This window comes from Flavobacterium cryophilum, from assembly GCF_048286555.1.
GTDB lineage: Bacteria > Bacteroidota > Bacteroidia > Flavobacteriales > Flavobacteriaceae > Flavobacterium.
In genome coordinates, this window is the sequence record NZ_JBLVPZ010000013.1 from 17,799 (window position 1) to 44,034 (window position 26,236).

The following is a 26,236-nucleotide window of genomic DNA, read 5'->3' on the forward strand; positions in this document are numbered from 1 at the left end:
TTCTTACTTTTACATGCGTGAAATGGATGAACCTCATACTATCAATTTATCTAATAGCACTTTCGTTTTTGCCTTGTGCTGATTTGGAAGCAAATGATCTTGCACATACAGCGAAGGAACTTTCCTCCTTTAACCAAAGCCATTCTCACAATAAAGAAAAAGATTCATGTTCTCCTTTTTGCATTTGTAATTGTTGTGGAGCACAGATATCAAGTTATTTTCCAACCACCACTTTTAATTTACCTACAGTTTCAGCGATTATTAAATTACCATTACCAACCTACAAATCTATTTTAACTTCCAATTTCTATGGAAGTATTTGGCAACCGCCACAAATTAATGCTTAATTTTTTTTGATTAATGTTTAAATGAATAGCGATTAATGACTTGTGCATTAATCACACTGTTGTTTTCCATTAATCACTTTACGGTATTTGACACCTTCAATTGCTGTAAATTTAAATTAATATTAAACATTAATCATTTTCAAAAGTGTTAGACAAAATCATTCATTTTAGTATCAATAATAAATTCATCATTGGTTTGATGACTTTATTTCTCATTATTTGGGGAGTTTGGAGTGCTTCTAAATTACCCATTGATGCCGTGCCGGATATTACAAACAATCAGGTACAAATTATTACGCTTTGCCCAACTTTGGCAGGTCAAGAAGTAGAACAATTAGTGACTTTTCCAATAGAACAAAGTATTGCAAATCTTCCCGATTTAGAGGAAACTCGAAGCATTTCTCGCTTTGGTTTATCGGTAATTACAGTTGTTTTTGATGACGATGTAAATATTTATTTTGCACGTCAATTAATCAGTGAACGACTAAAAGAAGCCATTAGCCAAATTCCTCAAGGCATTGGAACACCAGAATTAGGACCGGTAAGTACAGGACTTGGTGAAGTATATCAGTATATTTTGCATCCAAAAAAAGGAAGTGAAAATAAATATTCAGCCATGGATTTACGTTCTATGCAAGACTGGATCGTAGCAAGACAACTTAATGGAACACCAGGAATAGCCGAAATAAATAGTTTTGGTGGGAAAGTGAAACAATATGAAGTGGGCGTTAATCCAAATCGTCTAAAAGCAATGGGAGTAACTATTCCTGACATTTTCAACGCTTTAGAAAAAAACAATCAAAACACAGGAGGTGCATATATTGACAAAAAACCAAGTGCCTACTTTATTCGTGGTGTTGGGTTAGTGACTTCCTTGGAAGATGTAAAAAACATAGTCGTAAAAAGCAGTCCTAACAGCGTTCCTATTTTTATAAAAGATGTTGCTGAAGTGCAATTTGGTAATGCCGTTCGCTACGGCGCAATGACCTATAACGGAAAGGTAGATGCCGTTGGTGGTATCGTGTTAATGCTTAAAGGTGCCAACAGTAACGAAGTGGTAAAGAGGGTTAAAGAAAAAATGATTATTATACAAAAATCTTTACCCGATGATGTAATCGTTGAACCATTTATTGATAGAAGTACATTTGTAAACCGTGCCATTTCTACTGTTGAAAAAAACCTAATCGAAGGAGCATTAATAGTAATTTTTGTATTGGTGTTATTTCTCGGAAACTTACGTGCTGGACTTATTGTTGCTTCTGCAATACCACTTTCAATGCTTTTTGCATTGGGATTGATGAAAATTTTTGGAGTAAGTGCAAATCTAATGAGTTTGGGCGCAATAGATTTCGGTTTAATTGTAGATGGAGCAGTAATTATCGTAGAAGCATCCTTATATTTTCTGGAACATAATAAGAGTAAGGCAAAACTCACGCAACTCGAAATGGATATTGCAGTAGAAAACAGTGCTAAAAAAATGATGAGTAGTGCTGCCTTTGGACAAATCATTATTATGATAGTGTATTTTCCAATTTTATCTTTAGTGGGAATTGAAGGAAAAATGTTTGGTCCAATGGCAAAAACAGTTTCGTTCGCAATCATAGGTGCAATGATACTTTCATTAACCTATATTCCGATGATGAGTGCTTTGTTTTTGCCTAAGCTTATCAGTCATAAAAAAACATTTTCTGATAAAATGATGGACTTTTTGTATAAAAAATACGAACCCCTTTTAGTAAAAGTGATTGAAATAAAATACAAAGTCGTTGGTATTACTATCGCATTATTATTAGTTACCTTTTTTATATTCAGCAAAATGGGTGGTGAGTTTATTCCAAATCTTGCAGAGGGAGACTATGCATTTGAATTTAAAATGCCACTCGAAACATCTTTATCCCAAAGTATAGAAACTTCCATGCAGGGCGCAAGAATTGCCAAGCAATTTGACGAAGTAAAAATTGTGGTTGGAAAAACTGGCGCTGGAGAAGTGCCTACTGACCCAATGCCACCAGGAGCTACAGATATGATGATTATTTTAAAACCACAAGAGGAATGGAAATCTGGTAGATCATATGATGAATTAGGTGATGCATTAGAAGAAAAACTAAGTGTCATACCAGGCGTGTTTGTCGAAAAAAGCCAGCCCATTCAAATGCGTTTCAATGAACTAATGACAGGCATTAAACAAGATGTTGCCATAAAAATATTTGGCGAAAACTTAGATAGCCTTTCTGTATACGCCAAAAAAGTGGAAAATGTGATTGTAAATGTAAAAGGGGTTTCATCACCACAGGTGGAACAAGTCGATGGTTTACCGCAAATTAATATCGAATACGACCGTTTACGTATTGCAAATTATGGATTAAATATTGAGGATATAAACAATATTGTAAGTACTGCTTTTGCAGGAAAAGCAGCAGGTGTAGTTTACGAAAACGAACGAAAATTTGATTTAGTGGTGCGGTTAGACAGTACGTCAAGACGAAGTATCGATGATGTAAATAATCTATTGATCCCAACACCTACAGGCAATCAAATACCCTTATCGCAAGTGGCAAACATAGATTTTAAACTTGGTCCAGCGCAAATAAGTCGTGAAGCAGGAAAACGCAGAATTGTAATTGGTTTTAATATCCAAGATAGAGATGTCCAAAGTGTGGTTAACGAAATTCAAGAAAAGTTGGCTACGAAAGTAAAGTTGCCATCGGGTTACTATTTCACGTATGGTGGCACATTTGAAAACTTACAAAAAGCTTCCAATAGATTGATGATCGCTGTACCAATATCGTTACTTCTAATTTTTATGCTTTTGTATTTTACATTCAATTCTATGAAACAAGCCAGTTTAATTTTTACGGCAATTCCAATGAGTGCCATTGGAGGTGTTTTTGCTTTACTCCTACGCGGAATGCCTTTTAGTATTTCGGCAGGAATTGGTTTCATTGCATTATTTGGTGTAGCAGTTTTAAACGGAATTGTATTAGTGGGCACATTCAATCAACTCGAAAAAGAAGGTTGGGACGATGTCATAAAACGGGTAATTGAAGGAACAAAAATACGATTACGACCTGTATTAATGACGGCTACCGTAGCTTCGTTAGGATTTTTGCCAATGGCATTATCCCACAGTGCGGGTGCCGAAGTCCAAAAACCATTAGCAACGGTTGTAATTGGTGGTTTACTGTCCGCGACATTTTTAACATTATTTGTTTTGCCTTTGCTCTATATTATTTTTAATACAAAAATTAAATTAAAAAGAAAATCAAGTATGAAATCAATTGCAACAATTTTATTTATTGGATTGTTTTTATCATTCAATACTAGTCAGGCGCAATCACGAAAAAGTATCGATGACGTTCTGAATTTAGGATTAAAAGATAATTTGCAATACAATATTAATCAATCTCAAATTTCAAAAAATCAGCTTTTGATAAAGGGAAACAAGGAATTTCCCAAAACGGGCATCTTTGTAGAAAATGAAGATCTGCGACCTTCGGATAAAACGGGAATTTGGAAAATCGGTTTACAACAAAGTTTCTATATGCCACAGGTAAACCAAGCAAAGAAAAATTACTATCGAGAGCAAACTAAATACTATGAATTTAACAAAGAAGTAATCAATACGGAATTGAAAAAAAATATTCGTTCTGTATATTATCAATTATGGTATTTACAGGACAAAACGGTTTTATATCAGCGATTAGACAGTATTTATATTGGATTGCTAAAAACTACAATAGTAAAAGTAAAAACAGGAGAAAGTGCCGGTATCGAAAAAATTTCGGCAAACGTGAAGTTGAAAGAAATTGAAACCAACATCACACAACTTCAAAAAGAAATGGTAATGCAACAACAGGCATTAATGCAACTGCTTAATAATTCAGAAGCCATTTTACCACTTTCAAAATCGTTGGAAAAGTTAGAATACGGCATACAAAATTCGTCAGACAACCATCCAAACCTTCTTTTATTACAACAAAATGTAATGATTGCCAATAGTGAAATTGCTATTCAAAAAAGCAATCGCTTACCTGAATTTTCCGGTCGTGTCTTTTCGCAAAAATTATACGGTGTTGAAGATCCTTTTAGTGGTTTTTCATTTTCAACTTCATTTCCAATTTTTGGAAGCGGAGCCAATCGAAACAAAATAAAAGCTGCCAAAACTGAAAAAGAAGTACAAGAACAACAATTGCAATACCAAACACAAATACTTAAATCTTCTTTAGCTCAACATCAAACTGAAGTGGAAAAAAGCATACAAGGTTTACAATTTTACGAAACTTTGGGTTTGCAACAAGCCGAAGAAATTATAAAAGCTGCTAATCAATCCTATCAGGCAGGAGAAATAAGTTATGCTGATTTTTCAATTTATTTAAGCCAAGCCATCGAAATACGAAAAAATTATTTAGATAATCTAAATGCATACAACCAAGCGATTATTGAATACAATTATTTTACAAACAAATAAATTTAAAAAAATGAAATCTTTTAAAATAAAATATAAGAATTATCTTTTGCTAATTGCCACTTGCTTACTTCTGATTTCCTGTGGTAATAAAGAAACTAATCCAAAAGAAGAGGAACAAAAAGCAACAACAGAAGAAGCCGAACCAACAATTGCTTCGCTCACAGCCGAACAAATAAAAACTGTAGACATTCAATACGGAACTATTGAACAAAAGCAATTAACGGCTACACTTAAAGCCAATGGCGCATTGCGAGTGCCTAACAATAACAAAGCCAATGCAACTTCTATGTACGGTGGTGTTATAAAAAACATCTATGTACAGTTAGGCGATTTTGTAAAAAAAGGGCAAGTAATCGCTACAATAGCCAATCCACAATTTATACAGTTACAAGAAGAATATTTAAGTACTTCCAGTAAAATTACCTTTGCGGAACAAGAAGTGGCCAGACAGAAAGAACTCAACGAAGGAAACGCTGGAGCTTTAAAAAATTACCAAAGTGCCAATGCGGAACTGAAATCAATGCGAACTCGAAGAGCTTCTTTGCAACAACAAATCCAACTGATGGGCATCAATCCAAATAGTTTAAACAATGGTAATTTACGTTCTGCTTTGTCCGTTACAAGTCCTATCGGTGGTACTGTTAGTAATATCTTTTCCAAAATTGGCAGTTATGTAGATGTATCATCTCCCGTCGCTGAAATTGTAGACAACTCGCAGCTGCATTTGGATTTGAATATTTTCGAAAAAGATTTGCCAATGTTAAAAGTGGGACAAATTATACATTTCAGAATAACCAATAATTCAGGCGAAGATTATAATGCAAAAGTATATTCAATAGGTGCCTCTTTTGAGAGCGATAGTAAGTCAATACCCGTGCACGCAAGAGTTCAAGGCAATAAATCTGGACTAATTGATGGGATGAATATAACCGCAATTGTAAGTTTAAATGATGTAACTACAAGTGCAGTACCTACCGATGCAATTGTGAGTGCAGATGGCAAAGACTATATTTTTGTTGTTACCAATAAACAAGCCGAAGAAGAAAAACCTGAAGAAGTCGAAACAGAGAAAGAACCTGAAGCAAAAGGTAAAGAACAAGAATCAAAAAATACCAATTTCGAAAAAATTGAAGTGGTAAAAGGCGTTTCGAATATGGGCTATACCGCAATCACATTAGTAAAAAACATTCCAGCCAATGCTAAAATCGCAACCAAAGGAGCATTCTTTGTAAATGCAAAATTGACTAACAAAGGGGAAGAATAATTTTAGAACCCTTACGATAATTAAAAATATGAAACTAAAATCAAACATCGACAAACTAGGAACAATAGGGCTTTTCATTACGGCACTATTTTCCCCTTGTTGTTTTCCATTATTTGCTTTCGGGGCATCAGCACTGGGACTTAGAAGTATAGAACTATTTGGAGGTTGGACAATGTGGATTTTTCAATCGATGGTTTTAATTTCAATTGGCGGACTTTACATTTCCTACCGAAAACATCTTTGTTTGTATTCTTTGCTAATCGCGATTCCGAGTGGAATAGTAATATTCTTTGCTTATTATTTTAGCAAAATAGAAAATCCAGCTTATTTAATTTATACCGGAATGTTTGGTCTTCTGATTGCTACAATCGTAAATTATTACCAAAATAAACTTCACGGAAATTGCAAAACTTGTACAATCTATGAAGGGAAAACGGTTGAATTGAAATCAACTTTAACTTGCCCCAACTGCGGAAACAAAAAAGAGGAATTAATGCCAACCGATGCGTGCCAGTTCTTTTACGAATGCGTAAAATGTAAAACAATAATCAAACCATTAGAGGGTGATTGTTGCGTTTATTGTAGCTACGGTTCCGTAAAATGTCCACCAATACAAGCGGGAGATAATTGTTGTTAACATATTATAAAAAAAAATGAAACACAAACATAAATATGATGCAAACGGCAAACAGCTTTGTTGCACACTGGAAGAAAAAATAAACAACAAAACCGACAAACAAACGGGATGTTGTACCGTTGACTATAAATCCGAACATGCTGATGATGACGGTCACGACCATGACCCTTCAGGCGGGAATGAAAGTACTTTTAAAATGTTTTTGCCCGCAATTATTTCTTTCATTTTACTCCTTGTGGCTATTGGTTTTGACAATTATTTTACACAAACATGGTTTACAGGTTGGGTTCGGATAATTTGGTATGGAGTTGCCTATGTTCCAGTAGGCTTCCCCGTTTTAAAAGAAGCATTCGAAAGTATTCGCAAAGGAGAAGTGTTTTCGGAATTTTTATTGATGAGCATTGCTACCATTGGTGCATTTGCAATTCGTGAATATCCCGAAGGTGTTGCGGTAATGCTTTTTTATGCCGTTGGTGAAGTGTTTCAAACCTTGGCTGTTCAGAGAGCAAAAACAAACATCAAATTATTATTAGACCAAAGACCTGATGAAGCAACAGTAATGAACGGAGAAAATGCGACTATAAAAAAAGCATCCGCAATCACCATTGGAGAAATCATTCAATTAAAACCAGGAGAAAAGCTAGCATTAGACGGAAAACTACTTTCTGATACGGCCTCGTTCAACACCGCAGCGCTAACAGGAGAAAGCAAACCAGACACTAAACAAAAAGACGATACCGTTCTTGCCGGTATGATTAATTTGAATACGGTAGTTCTGGTCGTAATAACAACTGCCTACACCGATAGTAAATTATCTAAAATTTTAGAAATGGTGCAGGAAGCAACAGCCAAAAAAGCCCCTACGGAATTATTTATCAGGAAGTTTGCCAAAATATATACGCCAGCAGTAGTGTTTCTTGCCATCGGGATTTGTTTGCTTCCAATACTATTTGTAGAAAACTACATTTTCAGTGATTGGTTGTACAGAGCCTTAATTTTCTTGGTTATCTCCTGCCCATGCGCATTGGTTATTTCTATTCCATTAGGCTATTTCGGTGGCATTGGCGCAGCAAGCAAAAACGGAATTTTGTTTAAAGGATCTAATTTTCTAGATCTAATGGCATCCATTGCGGTAGTGGTTATGGACAAAACAGGGACACTGACCAAAGGGGTTTTCAAAGTACAAAAAGTGGTTGCTGTGGATATTTCCGAAGCCGACTTAGTGAAATATACAGCAGCTCTCGAAACTAAATCGACTCATCCAGTTGGAACAGCTATTATTGAATATGCAAAAGGTTCAGAAAAAGACGCTACCGTTACTGACGTAGAAGAAATTGCAGGGCATGGACTTAAAGGAAAAGTGGACGGAAAGGAGATCTTGGCAGGAAATGTAAAGCTGATGAAAAAATTCAACATTAGTTACGATGTCGCAATCGATACGACACCTTTCACGATTATCGTAATTGCAATCAATCAAAAATATACAGGGTATTTTTTAATTGCTGATGAAATTAAAGAAGATGCCAAAGAAGCAATTCAGAGTTTACATAAAATAAACGTGAAAACCGTAATGCTTTCGGGAGATAAACAAGCCGTTGTAGATGCTGTGGCAAAAGAATTAAACATAGACCAAGCATATGGCGATTTATTACCGGAAAACAAGGTAGAAAAAGTGGAGGAATTAAAAATGCAAAACCTAAAAATTGCATTCGTTGGCGATGGAGTAAACGATGCGCCAGTAGTTGCCCTTGCCGATGCCGGTATTGCAATGGGCGGCTTAGGAAGTGATGCAACAATTGAAACTGCCGACATTGTTATTCAAAATGACCAGCCTTTAAAGATTTTCACAGCAATAAACATCGGCAAGAAAACAAAACAAATTGTTTATCAAAACATTGGTTTGGCATTTTCAGTAAAAGCTATTGTTTTAGTTCTTGGTGCAGGCGGTTTAGCCACAATGTGGGAAGCTGTTTTTGCAGATGTTGGTGTGGCTTTATTGGCAATTATAAATGCGGTGAGAATACAACGAATGAAGTTTTAAATTATATAAATAAGAGGCGTCCCATAATAGGGACGCTCTTTAAAATATTTATGATTTCTTAGAGATGTTTTTCCTCCTCCTCAACAATAACCATTTACACTACAAGATTTTTCTCATTAGATACTGTTGTAGCTTTTCAACGGCAGCACTTGAAATCGTTATTGATGTCTTTTTTTTATGCTGAATTAATTTATTGAAAACTTCCTTCTCCAAAATCCTCGAACTCTTTGCGCCATTTATACAACTGTGGTGCACCTACTCCAAACTCTCTGGCGAGCTTTGATAGGTTTGTTCTCTCATAACTCAATTGGACGGCTTTTTCTTTGAAAGCTTTGTCATAAATTTTGCGCACTTCTTTCATAGGTTAAAATTAAGATGATTTCTTAACTTTCTGTGATGGCTAAGTTAGCATGTCCATTTAAGTAATAACAATTTATAAAAATTGTGAATCAAAAAATAAAAATTTTAATTTTCCAAATTCAATTTTCATTCAAAATTGATTACTTAATTTGCAACATGAAAATTTTAATAATTGAAGATGAAATTGAAATTGCTGCAAGTATTAGAAATTACTTAAGCAGTAATGATTTCGTTTGTGAGTCAGCAAGTTCACTAAAAATAGCAATCGAGAAAATACATTTATATTCGTATGATTGTATTCTATTGGATTTAATGTTGACGGATGGCAATGGATTTAAAATTTTAGAATTACTCAAAAAACAAAATAGAACAGAAGGTGTTATCATAATTTCTGCCAAAGACACCTTAGAAACCAAAATCGAAGGTTTAACACTTGGAGCCGACGACTATTTAACAAAACCATTTCATTTGTCGGAATTATTAGTTCGTATTCAAGCATTGGTTAGACGGAAACAATTCAACGGAAATAATGTAATTTTTTTTAATGAAATTGAAATTGATACGATAAGCAAGTCGGTTAAAATTCGAGGGAATAAAATTGAATTTACCAAAAAAGAAATAGATTTATTATTATTTTTGATAGGTAATAAAAATAAAGTCTTGTCCAAGAGCGCAATTGCGGAGCATCTATCAGGTGATATGGCAGATATGTTAGATAATCATGATTTTGTATATGCACACATAAAAAACATGAAAAAAAAGCTCAAAAAAATGGGTACTACAGATTATCTAAAATCAGTTTATGGAACAGGTTATAAATGGGAAGATGAATAAAAAACTACTTCAAAAAACACTAAATTATTATTTTATCTATGCTGTAGTAATATTGATCACAGTTGGTCCGGTATTCTATATTGTTTCTAATATTTTGTATGAAGACGATGCCAATGAGGATTTATATGCTATAAAAAAACAGTTCGATAAGTTCACAAAAGACAATTTAACAATAAAAGATATAACGCTTTGGAACAAGTTTAATCGCGATGTCACGCTCCAAAAATTCAATGGAATACAAAAAGACAGTTTATTTGACCATAGTTATTATGATGCTCTAAATAAAGAAAACGAACCGTTTAGAGCACTGAATTCTCCTGTAAAAATTGAAGGAAAATGGTATACCTTTTCCGCCAAAATAAATATGGTCGAAAAAGAAAATCTAATTGGAAGCACTGTAATTCTTTTCATTTCATTGTTACTATTACTAATAATTGGCTTTTTCATTATAACCAAAATAATTTCAAGAAAATTATGGCAGCCATTTTATGTGGCATTAGATAAAATGGAACAATTTGAAATTGACAAATCTACCTCAGTAAAATTAATTAAAAGCACAACCGAAGAGTTCAACAGATTAAATAACGCCATAGATAGCTTAATCCATAAAAATAGTAGTATCTATCTAAGTCAAAGAGAATTTATAGAAAATGCTGCACACGAGTTGCAAACACCAATTGCTATTTTTAAAGGTAAATTAGAAAACATTTTACAACGAAAAGACCTAAACTCAGAACAATTTAAATTGATTGATGATTTAAACAACACTACTTCAAGGTTGGTTAAACTTAATAAAAATCTGTTGGTGTTATCAAAAATTGATAGCAATTCATACAATGAGATAGAGAAAATAAATTTAAACGAAATTATCAATTATCAATTAACCTTTTTTAGCGAACAAGCACTTTCAAAAAAAATAAGTATTACAAACGATTTAGCAGATGAGGTTGTAATCAATTCAAATCATATTCTTGCAGAAATGTTAATCAGTAATCTATTTTTAAACACCATAAATCACAATGAGCTAAACGGTCAAATTATGATTAAATTAACTAATGATAGTGTAACATTCTCAAACACAGGAACGCTTTTACCATTACAGACTGAAAAAATGTTTGAGCGTTTTTCTAAATCCAATCCAACTTCTCAAGGAAATGGTTTAGGGCTATCTATTATTAAAAAAATCGTAGATACAAACCATTGGACAATTAACTATCATTTTATAAACAGAATGCACACTTTTGAAATAGTATTTTAAAATTCAGAATTTCTTCAATTTCCATTTATATTTTTGTCTTATTAAAATCAAAAAAGATAAAATACAATGCGAATTAAAATCCTACTCTTAGTTTCATTTTTACTACTATCAGTAACAAATTTAACAGCACAAAATAAATCGGTTACGCTATCAGGCAGCACCAAAGACAAAATTACAAAATTGGCTTTGCCATTTGTAAATGTGGCTTTAAAAACTTCTAAAGACGCTACTTTAATTGCCGCAACAATAACCAACGAAGAAGGAAGATTTTCATTGGCCAATATAAAATCGGGAAACTATATTTTAGAATTTTCGTTTATTGGTTACAAAACCAAAACGCAATCGGTTTATGTTGGTTCACTTTCTGAATTTTTAGATCAAGGCACTATCGAATTAGAAGAAGATACTACAACCTTACAGGAAGTGGTGGTGGTTTCTAAAACAAATACTGTCAGCGATAAAATGGACAAAAAAACGTTTTCAATGGCAGACAATATCAGTCAAAGCGGCGGTTCTGTCTTGCAATCATTGCAAAACTTACCGGGTGTTACAGTGCAAGACGGAAAAGTACAAATTAGAGGCAATGATAAAGTTACCGTATTGATAGATGGAAAACAAACTGCTTTAACAGGTTTTGGAAGCCAATCAGGTTTAGATAATATTCCAGCTTCAGCAATAGATAAAATTGAAATCATTAATAATCCATCAGCTAAATATGATGCCAATGGTAATGCTGGAATTATCAATATTATCTACAAAAAAAATAAAAAAGAAGGATTCAACGGTAAAGTAGGTTTTACTTCGGGTTTAGGTGCTTTGTGGGAACGAAAAGAAAACTTGCCAACAATAAGACCACAATATTCACTAACACCAAAAATAAATCCTACAGTAGCGCTTAATTACCGTAAAAACAAAATAAATGCGTTCTTTCAAGGAGATTATTTATATACCGAAACACTAAATAAAAATGAATTTGTAACTCGAACCTACAATGATGGAACAATCATTAACCAGCAATTAAAAAGAAACCGAAACACACATTTTACTACAATAAAATCGGGAATTGATTGGACTATTGATGATTACAATACGCTAACCATTTCGGGCTTATTTGGTTCAGAAAAAATTATCGATAACGGCGACCAACCTTTTTTTAATGCAGATTATTCCGCACGATTGCGACTTTGGCAATTTTTAGAGGATGAATTAAAAACTACGGTTATGGGAACTGCTGCCTATCAGCATAAATTTAAACAAGCTGGACATTTATTGAATATAGGTTTCAATTATACTTTTCACAGAGAAGATGAAAAATATTTCTTCAATAATATTCTACCTACTTCAACCAGTAAAGATGCATTCAAATTGTTATCCGATGAAAGTGTGGTTGATATAAATATCGATTATATAAAACCTTTAAAATATGGAAGAATTGAAACGGGTTTTAAATTTCGTAACCGAATTATTCCAACCAATATGCAATTCTTTCCGGGAACGAATTCGCCTCTAGATGCAAGTGCAGGTGGCAAAGCAACGTATAAAGAAATCATTCCTGCAGTTTATGGAAACTACATTTATGAAACCAATAAAATAGAAGCTGAAATTGGATTGCGCCTGGAATACTTAGATTTAGAATATGAAGTAAACCCAAACCATCCAACGTACAGAACAGACGGCTACTCGTATTTTGAACCATTTCCTAATTTTCGTTTTGCTTATAAAATTAATGATGACAACAGAATATCCTTGTTTTACAACCGTAGAATTGACAGGCCAAACGAAGTAGATATTCGAATATTTCCAAAGTACGACGATGCTGAAATTATAAAAGTGGGTAATCCTGCACTACGACCACAATTCACGAATGTAGTAGAATTAGGTTTCAAAAGAAATTTAAAAAAAGGATATTTATATTCGGCTATCTACCATCGTTTTGCCGAAGCTACTATAACAAGAATAGCTTCTACCGTTCCCAATAGTAATCTAATTTATGCCATCTTTCAAAACGTAAATAAAAGCACGAATACAGGTGTTGAAATGGTCATTTCGCAAGATATTGCAAAATGGTATTCATTCAATATAAATCTTAATGCCTATTACAACCAAATCGGTGCGTTTACAGTTCAAAATTTATATCCTGAGCCCAATACCTTTTCAGCAGTAAAACAAGATGTTTTCTCTGGAAACATAAAGTGGAACAACACATTTCACTTAACTGAAAAAGTAAACGCGCAAGTAACAGCTATTTATTTAGCACCTGATATTATTCCGCAAGGCAAAATAAAATCGCGCTTTTCACTTGATTTAGGACTAAAAAAATCAGTTCAAAAAGGCAAAGGCGAGTTCTTTCTAAATGCAACTGATCTATTAAATACGTTAGTAATCAAAAAAGAAATTCAAGGGCAGGATTTTAGTTATACTAGCAATGATTATTACGAGACACAAGTAGTTCGATTAGGTTATAATTATAAATTTTAAACTAAACCAAATGAAAAAATTACCAGAAATCACAGTCGCATTTTGGATAATGAAGATTTGTGCAACTACTCTGGGTGAAACTGCTGGAGACTTATTTTCAATTACATTAAATATTGGTTACGCATTGAGTTCATTAATCTTAATTGTTTTTTTTATTGTTACACTTCGAATGCAATTGTATGCAGAAAAATACAAACCAATACTTTATTGGTCAGTAATTCTTGCAACAAGCACAGCTGGAACTACAATCTCAGATTTTATGGATCGCACATTAGGCTTAGGATATGCTGTAGGTTCATTAATTCTAATTACACTATTGATCACAACATTTATAATTTGGAAAAAAACAGAGAAATCAGTTTCTGTAAACGATATTCACACATTTCGTGGAGAAACTTTTTATTGGATAGCGATTTTATTTTCCAATACGTTAGGTACAGCTTTAGGCGACTTTTTAGTTGATAATTCAGGGCTTGGGTTTCTTGGTGGTGCGTTACTAATTGGAAGTTTATTACTGATGATAATTTTAGCACACTATTTTCTTAAAGTATCATCAGTAATATTGTTTTGGTTAGCATTTATTTTAACAAGACCATTTGGGGCAACTTTTGGAGATTTACTTACAAAACCTCTTGGGAAAGGTGGACTAAATTTTGGGACTATAGGTTCATCAGCAATACTGTTTACAATTTTAGTGGTATTGATAACCGCTTTTATTATTAAAAACAATACAATTGAACGACAAAATACGTTATCAAAAGAAAATATATAGAATAATTTTCAAAGAATTATCAGAAAAAACAATATCCGGTTCAAAATTCAATATTTATTCAAAATTGGTTTACAACTTTGAATATTATTAATTTTAAATGTAATAGCAATGAGAAAATCAATGTTGGTTATCGCTTTATGCATGCTGTCATTAGTTACTTTTGGTCAAATGATCAAAGAAAAAGAAGTGCCAAAAATCATCAGGAAAGCCTTATATGAAAAATTCCCTGGTGCTAAAGAAGTAAAGTGGGATAAAGAGCAAAAAAATTACGAAGCTAGTTTTGATGTAAATAAAGTAGACATATCTATGCTATTGAATTCTGAAGGAAAAATAGTGGAAACAGAAGTTGAAATCCAAGTTAGTCAATTACCAAAGGAAGTTGTAAACTATTTAAATGTACACTTTAAAAATGAAAAAATTAAGGAGGTTGCAAAAATAACAAACTCAAAAGGCAAGATTACTTATGAAATTGAAATAAAAGGCAATGACGTATTGTTTGATGAAAATGGGAATTACATTTCATCAAATAAAGAGAGTTGAATTTTGATTTTAGAGCACTTACACTTTTGTGAGTGTTCTTATATTTTTCTATTGGATTCTTCATCTATATATTATTCGTTTTACCAATTATTATGTTCAAAAACATCAATTTATCAAGCAGATTTTCGCTATTATTTTCTTTCATATTATGGTTTTTTATTGTCTCTCAAATAGTAAGAATTATATTTTTTATCTTACAATACGATGAAGTTTCGTTTAATATCTTTACATCTTTAGGAACACTTTTAACAGGATTATTTTTTGATATTGGAACAGTTAGTTTTATAATATTCCCGGCAATTATATACTACTTTATTTTTCCAAATAAATGGATTGGATCATGGTTTGATAAAATCTTGATTTGGTTTTTTACTTCGTTAACAATCTTTATACTGGTTTTTACTTTTTTTGCCGAAATCACCTTCTGGGACGAATTCAAAACTCGATTTAATTTTATTGCAGTGGATTATTTAATCTATACTCACGAAGTAGTTGCAAATATCCAACAATCGTATCCTTTGCCATTATTGATAATAGGCGTTTCATTATTGACTTTTTTGCTTTTATTTCTATTTTATAAACAAAATGCATTCAAAAACACTTTTAGCCAAACGGCGACTTTTAAAGAAAGAGCTATTGTATTAGTTATTGGTTTAGTTAGTTGCTTGTTTTTCACGACATTCATCACCAACAATCACGCAGAATGGTCTAAAAACAGATATAATGCTGAAATATCAAAATCGGGGATTTATTCTTTTTTTGCAGCTTTCAGGAATAACCAAATGGTATATAATGAGTTTTATACTTCTGTAAATGACAAACTGGCTTTTGATATTATAAGAAATAAATTGAGCGATAAAAACAGTAAATATCAATCGCAGGGACAATCCATCCATAGAACAATAACAGACACAACTAACCAAGTGTCAAGTAAGAAGAATGTGGTTTTTATTTTGGTTGAAAGCTTAAGCGGCAGCTTCATGAAAGAGTTTGGTAATAAGGAAAATATAACTCCATTTTTAGACAGTCTTACCCAAAAAAGTATATTCTTTAACAACTTATATGCAACAGGCACAAGAACTGTTCGAGGTATGGAAGCAATGACACTTTGCATTCCGCCAACACCTGGGCAAAGCATCGTAAAAAGACCTGAAAATCAAAACCTGTTTACGATATCCAATGTTTTCAAAGAAAAAGGATACTACTCTAACTTCTTTTACGGTGGTGATGGTTATTTTGATAATATGAATGCTTATTTCGGAGGAAATGGTTTTACAATTTATGATCGTGGACGTGGTAGTGTATTAAGCGACAAAATCAAAACGGTACGACATAATATTAATGACAACGAAGTAACATTTGAAAATGCTTGGGGAATTTGCGATGAAGACATTTATTCCAAAATGCTAAAAGTGGCTGATGAACATTATAGCAAAAACAAGCCGTTTTTCAATTTTGTAATGACAACTTCTAACCATCGACCATATACTTACCCAGATAATTCAATTGACATTCCATCTGGAACAGGTCGTGATGGTGCAGTAAAATATACAGATTATGCTATAAAAAAAATGTTCGAGAAAGCTAAAAACAAACCTTGGTTTAAGAATACTGTTTTCATTATCATAGCTGACCATTGTGCTAGTAGTGCTGGAAAAGATGAAATTGATGTTGCCAATTATCATATTCCTGCTTTTATAGTAAATCTTCCCGAAACATTAAATCAAAAAATTGACAAACAATGCTCACAAATTGATATTTTCCCTACTTTCTTTGCCTTGCAAAACTGGGAGTATGGAAGCAACTTCTTTGGCAAAAATGTATTTAATACTAATTTTGAAGAACGTGCTTTAGTTGGAACCTATAGAAAGTTAGTACTTATGAAAAAAGACAAAGTAATGATTTTGTCTGACCAAAAAAAGCAAGCTTTTTATACTTGGAACAAAACAGACAATAGTTTGAAGTCAATTCCAATTGACAAGTCCTTTCTAAAAGAAACAATTTCTTGGTATCAAACAGCCGATTATCTGTTTGTAAACAAATTATTAAAATAATGATTTACATTCATTTTATTGTTAATCCAATTTCTGGAAGTGGTAAGCATAACATCACTAAAAAATTCCTTTAAAGTCATATTCCAAAAGAAAAATATAAAATATAAATCGATTATTCAAAATACAAAAAACACGATGTAAAACTTGCTAAAAAAAAAGCGGTCATAGATAAACCCGATTATTTGGTAGCTTGTGGTGGCGATGGTACAATAAACGAAGTAGCATCGTGTTTAATAAACACCAAAATTAAATTAGGAATTATTCCGATAGGTTCCGGAAATGGGTTAGCGTCGAACTTAAACATCTCAATTACTGACTTTATTCATGTTGTCAGAACCATACATTTGTTAAAAAAATAATGTTTATGGCAACCAAAATAACAGACAGGAGTAGAATTAGAAAAGCAATTAAATTCTATTATAACGAAAAAAGTAAGTTATTTACCGGTAAGTAATTGTCTTTTATGTAAATACAGTAAAGAAGTATATTTCTTTATTTGAAGTGCTGGGATTAACTTTTGCAGTAATTAATGAAAAAAAATAGATGCAGAAGATGAATGTTTGGAATTTTAATTGAAAAGATATAGCGATGCTTGTAATTGTGATACGACGAAATTATCGCATCAAGTAAATTCCAACTGAACTGAATTCTTTCAGAGAAATTATTTCTCCTTTACTCAAAATAGTAGAACAACGAGGAGTTCTAAAAATGCATCGCAATAATATTTAACTTTTAGATTTAATCTTCCCTTGTGATAAATGTCACAGACTATAAAATTTTAACTAGCAATATTTGCAGTATAAAATTTATATTTATGGACTTTATAGGTTATTTTTCGTCGATTCTTATTGGCGTAGCTTTAGGACTAATCGGGGGAGGTGGCTCAATACTTACTGTGCCCGTTTTAGTTTATTTATTTGCAGTTGAACCAGTATTAGCAACAGCTTATTCGTTGTTTATTGTTGGTTTAACCAGTGCAGTAGGAACTGTTGGCTATTTCAAAAAAGGTTTGGTTAACATAAAAACAGTAATTGTTTTTGGTATCCCATCAATTATCGCCGTTTTTACAACAAGAGCAATAATAGTTCCTGCAATTCCTAAAGAGCTATTTTCTGTGGGAAATTTTATTTTGACTAAAGACCTTTTTTTAATGCTGTTTTTCGCTGTTATAATGATTATTGCTTCTTATAGCATGATTAAAAAAGACAAAAAACTCGCTTCTGAAGAACCACATGAACAAGAATTCAATTATCCACTTATACTTGTAGAAGGAGCAATCGTAGGAATAATTACCGGGTTTGTAGGAGCTGGCGGTGGATTTTTAATTATACCGGCTTTGGTTATTTTGAGTAAACTTCCTATGAAAGAAGCGGTTGGGACTTCATTAGTAATCATTGCTGCAAAATCTTTAATCGGTTTTTTCGGAGAAGGTGGAGAAAACGTTATCGATTGGCAATTCTTATTTACCATTTCAGCATTTGCAATTGTTGGAATTTTTATTGGTACAGCATTATCCAAAAAAATTGATGGCAACAAACTGAAACCTGCTTTTGGTTGGTTTGTTTTAGTGATGGGAATTTATATTATTACTAAGGAGTTATTTCTAAAATAAAATTATTGTATAACAAAAGTCACATTGATGCACAAGCAAATTAAATAAATTTATCTTCTTATTACTAAAATAAATGGCTAATCAATATCAAATATTAATAAGCAAAGCTCGAGGTAATTCGGTGCTTTCTGTTACTCCACAATTGCTTATTAAAAAAATTTAATCGGCCAAAATCAAATTGTACAAGAGAAGTAACAAAAATTGTATCTACACGCCACGACGTTCATATTGGTAAAATCGTACAATTATAGTTATAAAAAGCTTGTGTAACATATGTCACCGTTTTTAATAAATGCTATATGTAATTTTGGTTTCAAATTAATAATTAATCTAAAAAAAAAACGATATGTATTTTCAACACATTTACGACAAGAGTCTTGCTCAGGCAAGTTATTTTATTGGCTGTCAAAAAGCAGGTGTAGCCGCAGTTATCGATCCTAAAAGGGATGTTGACACCTACCTTGAAATTGCCAAGCAGAACAATATGAAAATTACTCATATTTTAGAAACACACATTCATGCTGATTTCCTTGCAGGTTCCAGAGAATTAGCCGCTTTGACGGGAGCAGAAATGTACCTTTCAGCGGAAGGCGGACCCGATTGGAAATACGAATTCCCTCATGTTGACGTGAGAGATGGTGATGTTCTAAAAGTAGGAAACTTAAAAATCGATGTAGTTCACACGCCAGGACATACTCCGGAAAGCATCAGTTTTCTGTTAACAGATATTCCCGCAAGCAATGAACCCGTAATGTTATTCACCGGTGACTTTGTATTTGTTGGTGACATAGGAAGACCTGATTTACTTGAAAAAGCAGCCGGAATGATAGGAACTCAAGACATTGGCGCCAAACAAATGTATCAATCGATTAATAAATTCGTTGCATTACCTGATCATATTCAGGTATGGCCAGGCCATGGAGCTGGTTCTGCTTGTGGAAAAGCACTAGGAACAGTACCAAGTACCACTGTAGGATATGAAAAAATAAGAAACTGGGCTTTTAAGCATAAAAATGATGAAACTGGATTTGTAAAATTTTTGTTAGAAGACCAACCTGAACCACCAAAATATTTTGCAATGATGAAAAAACTAAATAAAGTTGATCGTCCGCTTCTTACAACTGTTCCAAAATTAAAACAACTGGATTATAGCGAATTAACAGCAGCTTTAGAAAAAGGGATAAAATTGATTGATGCAAGAGATAAAACGGAATTTTCTAAAGGATTTATTCTGGGAAGCATCAACATTCAGGGAAATAATTCATTTGCCACTTGGGCAGGATGGTTTCTTACGTATGAAGAACCTTTTATGTTGCTTGCCGATGAATCACAATTAGACGATTTGACCAGAAAACTAATGCGAATTGGATTAGACAACATTCACGGGTACATTCCTTCTACTAAAATATGGGAAGAAAATGGCGGCTCTTTGGAGAAAGTAAATCAAATTACAATAAAAGAATTTAAAGCCTTACAACAAGAAAAAGACGTTCAAATTGTTGACCTCCGTGGTGTTGTGGAATACAATGCAGGTCATATCAAAGGAGCCGACAATGTATTTGTAGGTACTTTAGTAAATAATCTGCACAAAATAAGCAAAGATAAAAAAGTACTAATCCATTGCCAAGGCGGTGACAGGGCTACAATTGCCTATTCGTTATTAGCACGAAATGGTTATAAAAATGTACTTAACTATTCTCCTGGAATGAACGAGTGGATCGGCCAAAATAATCCTACTGAATACTAAAAACCTCAATTATGTTCGGAATTTTTAAAAATATGTTTTCAAAAAAAGACACCACACAAATGGAAAAAATAATAAAAGAAGGTGCGTTCCTAGTAGATGTGCGCACACCGTCAGAATTCACAGAAGGTCACGTAAAAGGTTCATCCAATATTCCTTTGGATCAAGTGGCGAGCCAATTGGAAAAATTTAAAGGAAAAGAGCATATTATTGTTTTCTGCCGAAGCGGTAATCGCAGTGGTCAAGCCAAAATGATTTTGGAACAAAATGGTTTCAAAAACGTTACAAATGGCGGTACTTGGCAAGATGTAAACGAAGCGATAAGTAAATAAACAACGATAGTTTTAAAATAGTGTGCAGTTTAAGATCTGAAATTGTTTGTTTTAAGCTGCATTCTTATTTATGTCGCAGCAGTTGCGGTAAATTAACGCAATTGGATTGGTAGTTAGTTTAGTAAGTATCTTTAAATATTTGATTTTTCAAATTAACTTAAATAAAGAGTAAATTTTATAGTCTTTTTAGAAAAAATTAATGATTTTTAGATTTTTAAAAACCAAAAACGACTTAACTACTTTTTGCAAACAATCAGACACATAAAAAGCTATGGAAGCGAAAAAACCAGCAAACAAAGACTTAATTTAAGAGAGAAATTAGCGTTGCAACGAACAACTTTGTCCAATCAATCCACATACCTTGCCTTTTTGAGAACGTCAATGTATTTTTTGATTGCAGGTTTGAGTTTGAGAAATCTGTTGAAGATTGAAAATAGTTTACTGATTGAAATCGCACTTTTTGCCACTTCATTTATCATTTTTGTTTTTGGAACTGTGAACTGTTTTAAACACAAAAAATCCATAACAGAAAATAAAAAACACATAGGTGACTACCAATTAGAATATTACAAATTATAAGAACTGGAACTTTTATGTTCCTAACTTCTTTTCCAAACGGAGAGTTTAAATTAATAAATTACATCAATTGAAAACAAATGCAACCAAAATTGGACTGAAAGAAAATTGGAAACAGTTCACTATTTTGGTTATTGTCAATGCCTTTGTCGGCGGAATGATAGGAATGGAACGAACCATTATTCCAAAATTTGCTGAGATTGAATTTGGCATTGCTTCAAAAACGGCTATTCTCTCTTTCATCATTGCCTTTGGAATTACAAAAGCCATTACCAATTATTTTACTGGCAAACTGGCGAACCGTTTTGGGAGAAAAAATTTACTTTTATTCGGTTGGATTTTGGCCATTCCAATTCCTTTTATCTTAATTTATGCAGAATCTTGGAACTGGGTGATTTTTGCCAATATTTTATTGGGAATTAGTCAAGGACTTACTTGGAGCAGTACAGTAGTGATGAAAATTGATTTAGTTGGAGAAAAAGATCGTGGACTTGCGATGGGACTCAACGAGTTTGCCGGTTATTTTGCCGTTGGATTAGTTGCTTTTCTGTCAGGCTACATTGCACAAAAATATGGCATTACGCCCTACCCTTTTTACTTGGGAATTGGGATTTCGATAATTGGTTTTTTATTGACTTTGTTTTTTGTGAAAGATACCCGAGTATTTGTTCACCAAGAAAACACAACGAATAAAACTGAAAAATTAGATAATATTTTTCTGGAAACCACTTTCAAAAACAAAACACTAAGCTCCATAACACAAGCAGGATTAGTCAATAACCTAAATGACGGCATGATTTGGGGACTTTTACCTATTGTGTTGCTTTCTTTGAATTATGATTCGCAGGATATTGGAATTATAACCGCTATTTATCCTACTGTTTGGGGTTTTGGACAATTGGTAACCGGAAAAATGTCAGATGTTTATTCGAAAAAAAAGATGTTGTTTTGGGGAATGTTACTTCAGGGAATTGCGATACTTTTTATTCCTTTTGCTGCAGAATTCTATGAGTTAGCTGCCATTTCAGCATTTTTGGGCTTAGGAACGGCGTTAGTTTATCCTACTTTTTTATCCGCCATCGCACAGGCGACAAATCCGCATCAAAGAGCCGAAAGCATTGGTACATTCAGACTTTGGAGGGATTTAGGATATGCGATAGGCGCGATTATTTCAGGAATAACAGCTGATTTATTCGGTGTAAATTATGCCATTATATTGATAGGAGTTATCACCATTGCATCATCAGTAATAATCAAATTTAGAATGCCAAAAGACAATTTACAAAAGACAATTAACTGATTCAAACGACATGAAAGCAATAGTAAGCTCCTCAAATGAATGCATTCAAGTTGATGTAGTAAAACAAGCGCTTCAGCGAACTGAGAAAAAACAGATTATTGATGTCTGTTCCAAAGAAGAATTTGCAAATAATCATATTCCGAAAGCCATAAATATTACTTTGACAGAAATTGAAAACCAAATAGATCAAATCAAAAAAGATCGTAAAATTATTACCGTTTGTGGAAAAGGTGGAGAAAGATCGATGGATGGAGCTAAACTTTTAAAAGAAATGTGATACAATGCAAACTGGTTCGGTGGAATAAATGAATGGTTGAATTTAAAATAAGGGATAAAGCTAAAACTAAGAGATTCTTTCTTTTCAGAAAGTAATGTTTTAAAAAAATAAAAAATGAACTGGAAACACCAAAAAAATCCACTATTCAAAATATTGTTTTTATCGGATTAATAGCACTGCTTCTGTTCAGTCCGTTGGCCACTTTTGTACAAGTACAACTGAACCGATTAATTACCTTTTCACCCAAAACAATGCTGTAACAGACCAAAAAATGCTTTCCAATTATCAATGGCAATTAAAAGACGCCACCGGAAAGGCTCTATCATTGGACGCATACAAAGGAAAAATAGTATTCATTAATTTCTGGGTCACTTGGTTTCCGCCTTGTATTGCCGAAATGCAAGCATTCAAAAATTATATGTTGATTATCAAGACCAATCTGACGCTCCCTGTATATCAATCGGTAACCAATCCTCTATTAGAAATGGAATCGGCAACAATTCCGGAAACCTATCTTATTGATCAATCAGGAAATATAATCGGAACCGTAAATTGGAATAGTGATTTGTTCCAAGAAATGCTAGACATTATCAAAAAAATAAAATCTCTGTCATTTTTTACTTTTTTTTTCTTATGTGACAAAAGTAACATAACTACTCATTTATAAATCTAATCTTTGGGGTTATAAAAAATAAATATGGAAATTTTAGAATTAATCAGAGAACCTTGGTCATGGTATATTGCAGGCCCATTAGTTGGACTTACAGTGCCGGCTTTATTAATCATTGGAAACAAATCATTTGGCATTAGCGCCTCATTACGTCATACTTGTGCCATGTGCTTACCCGCAAACATAAAATTTTTCAAATATGACTGGAAAAAAGAAATCTGGAATATGTTTTTCGTTTTCGGTATTGTATTGGGTGGTGTAATCGCGTACAGCTTTTTGTCAAATCCAAATCCAATCATTGTTGATGGAAATCTAAAAACCGAATTGGCAGGCTACGGCATAACTGAAATTTATGGAATTTTACCGGAGCAATTATTCTCGTGGGAAAGTTTATTTACACTCAAAGGCTTTTTTATGATGGTTATTGGTGGCTTTTTTATTGGTTTTGGTTCTCGTTATGCGGGAGGTTGCACCAGTGGTCACGCTATTTCCGGTTTATCTAATTTACAAATGCCATCGCTCATAGCAACATGTTGTTTCTTCATTGGCGGATTGATTATGGCAAATGTTATTTTACCATTTATTCTTTCACTTTAAATTACAAATTATGAACATCAAAGATCAAAATACAGATTTCGAAACGCGTTCTTTAGATACTTCTTGTGTTAATGAGAGTCAATTAGAACACAAATGGTACCACAATTTAAAATATTTAATCATTGGTATTTTGTTTGGTATTGTTTTCATTAAAGCAGAAATTATTAGTTGGTATCGCATTCAGGAAATGTTCCGTTTCCAATCTTTTCACATGTATGGTGTAATAGGAAGCGCCGTTGTGGTGGGTATAATATCCGTTTTCCTAATTAAAAAATTCAATATTAAAACCATTTATGGAGAAAAAATCGAGTTCCATGACAAAACGTTCAACAAAGGTCAAATCTACGGAGGATTTATCTTTGGATTGGGTTGGGCAGTAACAGGAGCTTGTCCTGGACCATTATTTGCACAAATTGGAACGGGTGCCACAGTAATGATTGTAACTCTGTTTTTTGCAATAGTGGGAACTTGGGTATATGGTTATTTTAGAGATAAACTGCCTCATTAATACCCTATGAATCCAGAAAAACAAAATACAGTCCAATTTAAATCGCTCGTAAAAAGGCTAATTTATCTGTTTACAACTATTATCTTCCTGGTAATGCTTTTGTTCGTTGTTTTGTTTTTTAATACATCAATCACTGCCTGGTTTCAAAAAAATGATACGCAAATTGATTCACTTTTTGTAGATGCTGAGAAAAAAGTGATTTTGCAAAATGAAACGGCAAAATTCTGGAAACCGGCTGATATCGCTCTGATTAAAGATTCAACTTTAAAACAAGAAGTCGAATATGGAAAAGATCTAATTGCGCATACGGCTAAATACTTGGGTCCAAATGGCAGTGTGAAACAAATCACTAATGGGATGAATTGCAACAATTGCCATCTGGACGCCGGAACAAAACCTTGGGGAAACAATTATGGTTCCGTATATTCGATGTATCCTAAAATGAGAGCGAGAAGCGGCCAAGTGGAGAATCTATACAAAAGAGTTAACGACTGTATGGAAAGAAGCTTAAATGGTCAGCCGCTAAAGGAAGTTAACAGGGAAATGAAGGCTATGATAGCGTACATTGAATATATTGGCAGTAAAGTTCCTAAAGGAAAAGAGGCAAATGCGTCTGGAATCTATGATTTGGAGTATTTAGATCGCGCCGCTGATCCTGTAGAAGGAAAAGCACTATATGATGCCAAATGTGCCAGTTGCCATCAAAAGAATGGTGAGGGGATTTTGGCAGCGGATAAAAAAGAATATACATATCCACCACTTTGGGGTAAAAATTCGTATAATAGCGGTGCAGGATTGTTTAGAATCAGTCGTCTTGCGGGGTACATAAAATACAATATGCCATTGGGCGCCTCCTATGAAAATCCTCAATTATCCGATGAAGAATCTTGGGATATTGCTGCCTATGTAGAAAATCTGGAAAGACCGTCGAAAGATTTAAGTCGAGACTGGCCCAATATTTCCAAAAAACCGGTGGATCATCCTTTTGGTCCATTTTCAGATTCATTTACGGAAACCCAACATAAATTTGGACCTTTCAAACCAATAAAAGCCAAAAAAAAGAAAAACGAAAAAAAATAATCTTAAAAACCTAATTATGAAAAACCTAACCATTTTATTTGTTCTTGTACTGAGTATGATTTCCATTGTTTCGATGGCACAAAAAAAGCCGAACAAACACAAAATCGTTTTTCAGTTTACCAATGCTGCTGACACTTTACAACAAAAAGCACTAATAAACCAGCTGACAAACCTAACAACGCATTGGCCAAAGTCTAAATATGAGGTGGTAATTCACAGCATGGGTTTACCATTTGTAATGTCAGGGAAATCAAAGCAAATACAAGCAATAAAAGCACTTCGGGCTAAAGGTGTTCGTTTTTTAGTGTGCGAAAACACCATGAAAAGTCAAAAAGTAACTAAAGAACAATTGATTTCAGAAGTAGAATATGTACCAGTAGGAATAGCAGAAATTGTAGAAAAACAAGAACAAGGCTGGACGTACATCAAGGGCGGATTCTAAAGTAAGATTGTAAATTATTTTGTACCCTAGTACACCATGAACTTA

24 protein-coding genes and 1 pseudogene are annotated in these 26,236 nt (G+C 33.3%); 24 read left to right on the top strand and 1 reads right to left on the bottom strand.

All coding sequences use genetic code 11. The features are described 5' to 3' along the window. The first annotated feature begins 26 nt into the window (after window positions 1-26). The 6 genes and pseudogenes from ACNQGJ_RS15370 to ACNQGJ_RS15395 all read left to right on the top strand — a co-directional run bounded on the left by ACNQGJ_RS15370 (window position 27) and on the right by ACNQGJ_RS15395 (window position 8,757). Entirely contained in the window at window positions 27-347 is a 321-nt protein-coding gene (locus ACNQGJ_RS15370; RefSeq protein ID WP_417974555.1) for a DUF6660 family protein, read from the top strand. 145 nt (window positions 348-492) lie between these two features. Continuing rightward, a complete protein-coding gene (locus tag ACNQGJ_RS15375) occupies window positions 493-4,815 on the top strand; it encodes a CusA/CzcA family heavy metal efflux RND transporter (protein ID WP_417974557.1) in 4,323 nt (1,440 codons plus the stop codon). A 10-nt stretch (window positions 4,816-4,825) separates the two neighbouring features. Continuing rightward, window positions 4,826-6,079, top strand: a complete 1,254-nt coding sequence (locus ACNQGJ_RS15380) for an efflux RND transporter periplasmic adaptor subunit (protein ID WP_417974559.1) — start codon at window positions 4,826-4,828, stop codon at window positions 6,077-6,079. Window positions 6,080-6,107: 28 nt separating this feature from the next. Next, window positions 6,108-6,446 (top strand): annotated as a pseudogene (locus ACNQGJ_RS15385) (MerC domain-containing protein); the annotation flags it as partial. 51 nt (window positions 6,447-6,497) lie between these two features. Next, window positions 6,498-6,716, top strand: coding sequence for a GDCCVxC domain-containing (seleno)protein (locus tag ACNQGJ_RS15390; protein ID WP_233588609.1), 219 nt, complete (start codon window positions 6,498-6,500; stop codon window positions 6,714-6,716). A 16-nt stretch (window positions 6,717-6,732) separates the two neighbouring features. Further along, on the top strand, window positions 6,733-8,757 hold the full coding sequence (locus ACNQGJ_RS15395; protein WP_417974561.1) for a heavy metal translocating P-type ATPase: 2,025 nt from the start codon (window positions 6,733-6,735) through the stop codon (window positions 8,755-8,757). A gap of 190 nt (window positions 8,758-8,947) precedes the next feature. On the opposite strand, the gene ACNQGJ_RS15400 is transcribed toward ACNQGJ_RS15395, so the two are convergent. Next, on the bottom strand, window positions 8,948-9,118 hold the full coding sequence (locus ACNQGJ_RS15400) for a transposase (protein WP_417974563.1): 171 nt from the start codon (window positions 9,116-9,118) through the stop codon (window positions 8,948-8,950). Between the two features lie 155 nt (window positions 9,119-9,273). On the opposite strand from ACNQGJ_RS15400, the gene ACNQGJ_RS15405 reads away from it, so the two are divergent. The 18 genes from ACNQGJ_RS15405 (at window position 9,274) to ACNQGJ_RS15490 (ending at window position 26,191) form a co-directional block, all read left to right on the top strand. Then, complete coding sequence (locus ACNQGJ_RS15405; RefSeq protein WP_417974565.1) at window positions 9,274-9,951, top strand: response regulator; 678 nt, start codon at window positions 9,274-9,276, stop codon at window positions 9,949-9,951. Beyond that, a complete protein-coding gene (locus ACNQGJ_RS15410; RefSeq protein WP_417974567.1) occupies window positions 9,920-11,209 on the top strand; it encodes a sensor histidine kinase in 1,290 nt (429 codons plus the stop codon). The genes ACNQGJ_RS15405 and ACNQGJ_RS15410 overlap by 32 nt, the downstream gene beginning before the upstream one ends. Before the next feature lie 66 nt (window positions 11,210-11,275). Continuing rightward, a complete protein-coding gene (locus ACNQGJ_RS15415; RefSeq protein WP_417974569.1) occupies window positions 11,276-13,687 on the top strand; it encodes a TonB-dependent receptor in 2,412 nt (803 codons plus the stop codon). Between the two features lie 10 nt (window positions 13,688-13,697). Continuing rightward, window positions 13,698-14,459 carry a COG4705 family protein gene (locus ACNQGJ_RS15420; RefSeq protein WP_417974571.1) on the top strand — a complete coding sequence of 254 codons (762 nt, stop codon included), beginning with the start codon at window positions 13,698-13,700 and terminating at the stop codon, window positions 14,457-14,459. Window positions 14,460-14,567: 108 nt separating this feature from the next. Continuing rightward, complete coding sequence (locus tag ACNQGJ_RS15425) at window positions 14,568-14,999, top strand: PepSY-like domain-containing protein (protein ID WP_417974573.1); 432 nt, start codon at window positions 14,568-14,570, stop codon at window positions 14,997-14,999. A 356-nt stretch (window positions 15,000-15,355) separates the two neighbouring features. Continuing rightward, the gene (locus ACNQGJ_RS15430) at window positions 15,356-17,053 is read left to right on the top strand and encodes an LTA synthase family protein (RefSeq protein ID WP_470303343.1); all 1,698 of its coding nucleotides are present in this window, start codon (window positions 15,356-15,358) and stop codon (window positions 17,051-17,053) included. 164 nt (window positions 17,054-17,217) lie between these two features. Continuing rightward, on the top strand, window positions 17,218-17,412 hold the full coding sequence (locus ACNQGJ_RS15435) for a diacylglycerol/lipid kinase family protein (RefSeq protein ID WP_417974687.1): 195 nt from the start codon (window positions 17,218-17,220) through the stop codon (window positions 17,410-17,412). Window positions 17,413-17,867: 455 nt separating this feature from the next. Further along, on the top strand, window positions 17,868-18,665 hold the full coding sequence (locus ACNQGJ_RS15440; protein ID WP_417974577.1) for a sulfite exporter TauE/SafE family protein: 798 nt from the start codon (window positions 17,868-17,870) through the stop codon (window positions 18,663-18,665). 346 nt (window positions 18,666-19,011) lie between these two features. Beyond that, window positions 19,012-20,412: an MBL fold metallo-hydrolase gene (locus ACNQGJ_RS15445; protein ID WP_417974578.1), complete on the top strand. Its 1,401-nt coding sequence runs from the start codon at window positions 19,012-19,014 to the stop codon at window positions 20,410-20,412. A gap of 11 nt (window positions 20,413-20,423) precedes the next feature. Continuing rightward, window positions 20,424-20,741 carry a rhodanese-like domain-containing protein gene (locus tag ACNQGJ_RS15450; RefSeq protein ID WP_417974580.1) on the top strand — a complete coding sequence of 106 codons (318 nt, stop codon included), beginning with the start codon at window positions 20,424-20,426 and terminating at the stop codon, window positions 20,739-20,741. Between the two features lie 243 nt (window positions 20,742-20,984). After that, a complete protein-coding gene (locus tag ACNQGJ_RS15455; RefSeq protein WP_417974582.1) occupies window positions 20,985-21,320 on the top strand; it encodes a DUF202 domain-containing protein in 336 nt (111 codons plus the stop codon). A gap of 67 nt (window positions 21,321-21,387) precedes the next feature. Beyond that, window positions 21,388-22,617, top strand: a complete 1,230-nt coding sequence (locus ACNQGJ_RS15460; protein ID WP_417974584.1) for an MFS transporter — start codon at window positions 21,388-21,390, stop codon at window positions 22,615-22,617. A 10-nt stretch (window positions 22,618-22,627) separates the two neighbouring features. Continuing rightward, a complete protein-coding gene (locus ACNQGJ_RS15465; protein WP_417974586.1) occupies window positions 22,628-22,894 on the top strand; it encodes a rhodanese-like domain-containing protein in 267 nt (88 codons plus the stop codon). A gap of 271 nt (window positions 22,895-23,165) precedes the next feature. Beyond that, window positions 23,166-23,561, top strand: a complete 396-nt coding sequence (locus tag ACNQGJ_RS15470; RefSeq protein WP_417974588.1) for a TlpA family protein disulfide reductase — start codon at window positions 23,166-23,168, stop codon at window positions 23,559-23,561. A gap of 30 nt (window positions 23,562-23,591) precedes the next feature. Next, window positions 23,592-24,161, top strand: a complete 570-nt coding sequence (locus ACNQGJ_RS15475; RefSeq protein WP_417974590.1) for a YeeE/YedE family protein — start codon at window positions 23,592-23,594, stop codon at window positions 24,159-24,161. A 10-nt stretch (window positions 24,162-24,171) separates the two neighbouring features. Next, entirely contained in the window at window positions 24,172-24,669 is a 498-nt protein-coding gene (locus ACNQGJ_RS15480) for a DUF6691 family protein (protein WP_417974592.1), read from the top strand. Between the two features lie 93 nt (window positions 24,670-24,762). Next, window positions 24,763-25,749 carry a c-type cytochrome gene (locus ACNQGJ_RS15485; protein ID WP_417974594.1) on the top strand — a complete coding sequence of 329 codons (987 nt, stop codon included), beginning with the start codon at window positions 24,763-24,765 and terminating at the stop codon, window positions 25,747-25,749. Window positions 25,750-25,765: 16 nt separating this feature from the next. Next, entirely contained in the window at window positions 25,766-26,191 is a 426-nt protein-coding gene (locus ACNQGJ_RS15490; RefSeq protein WP_417974596.1) for a DsrE family protein, read from the top strand. Window positions 26,192-26,236 lie beyond the last annotated feature (45 nt).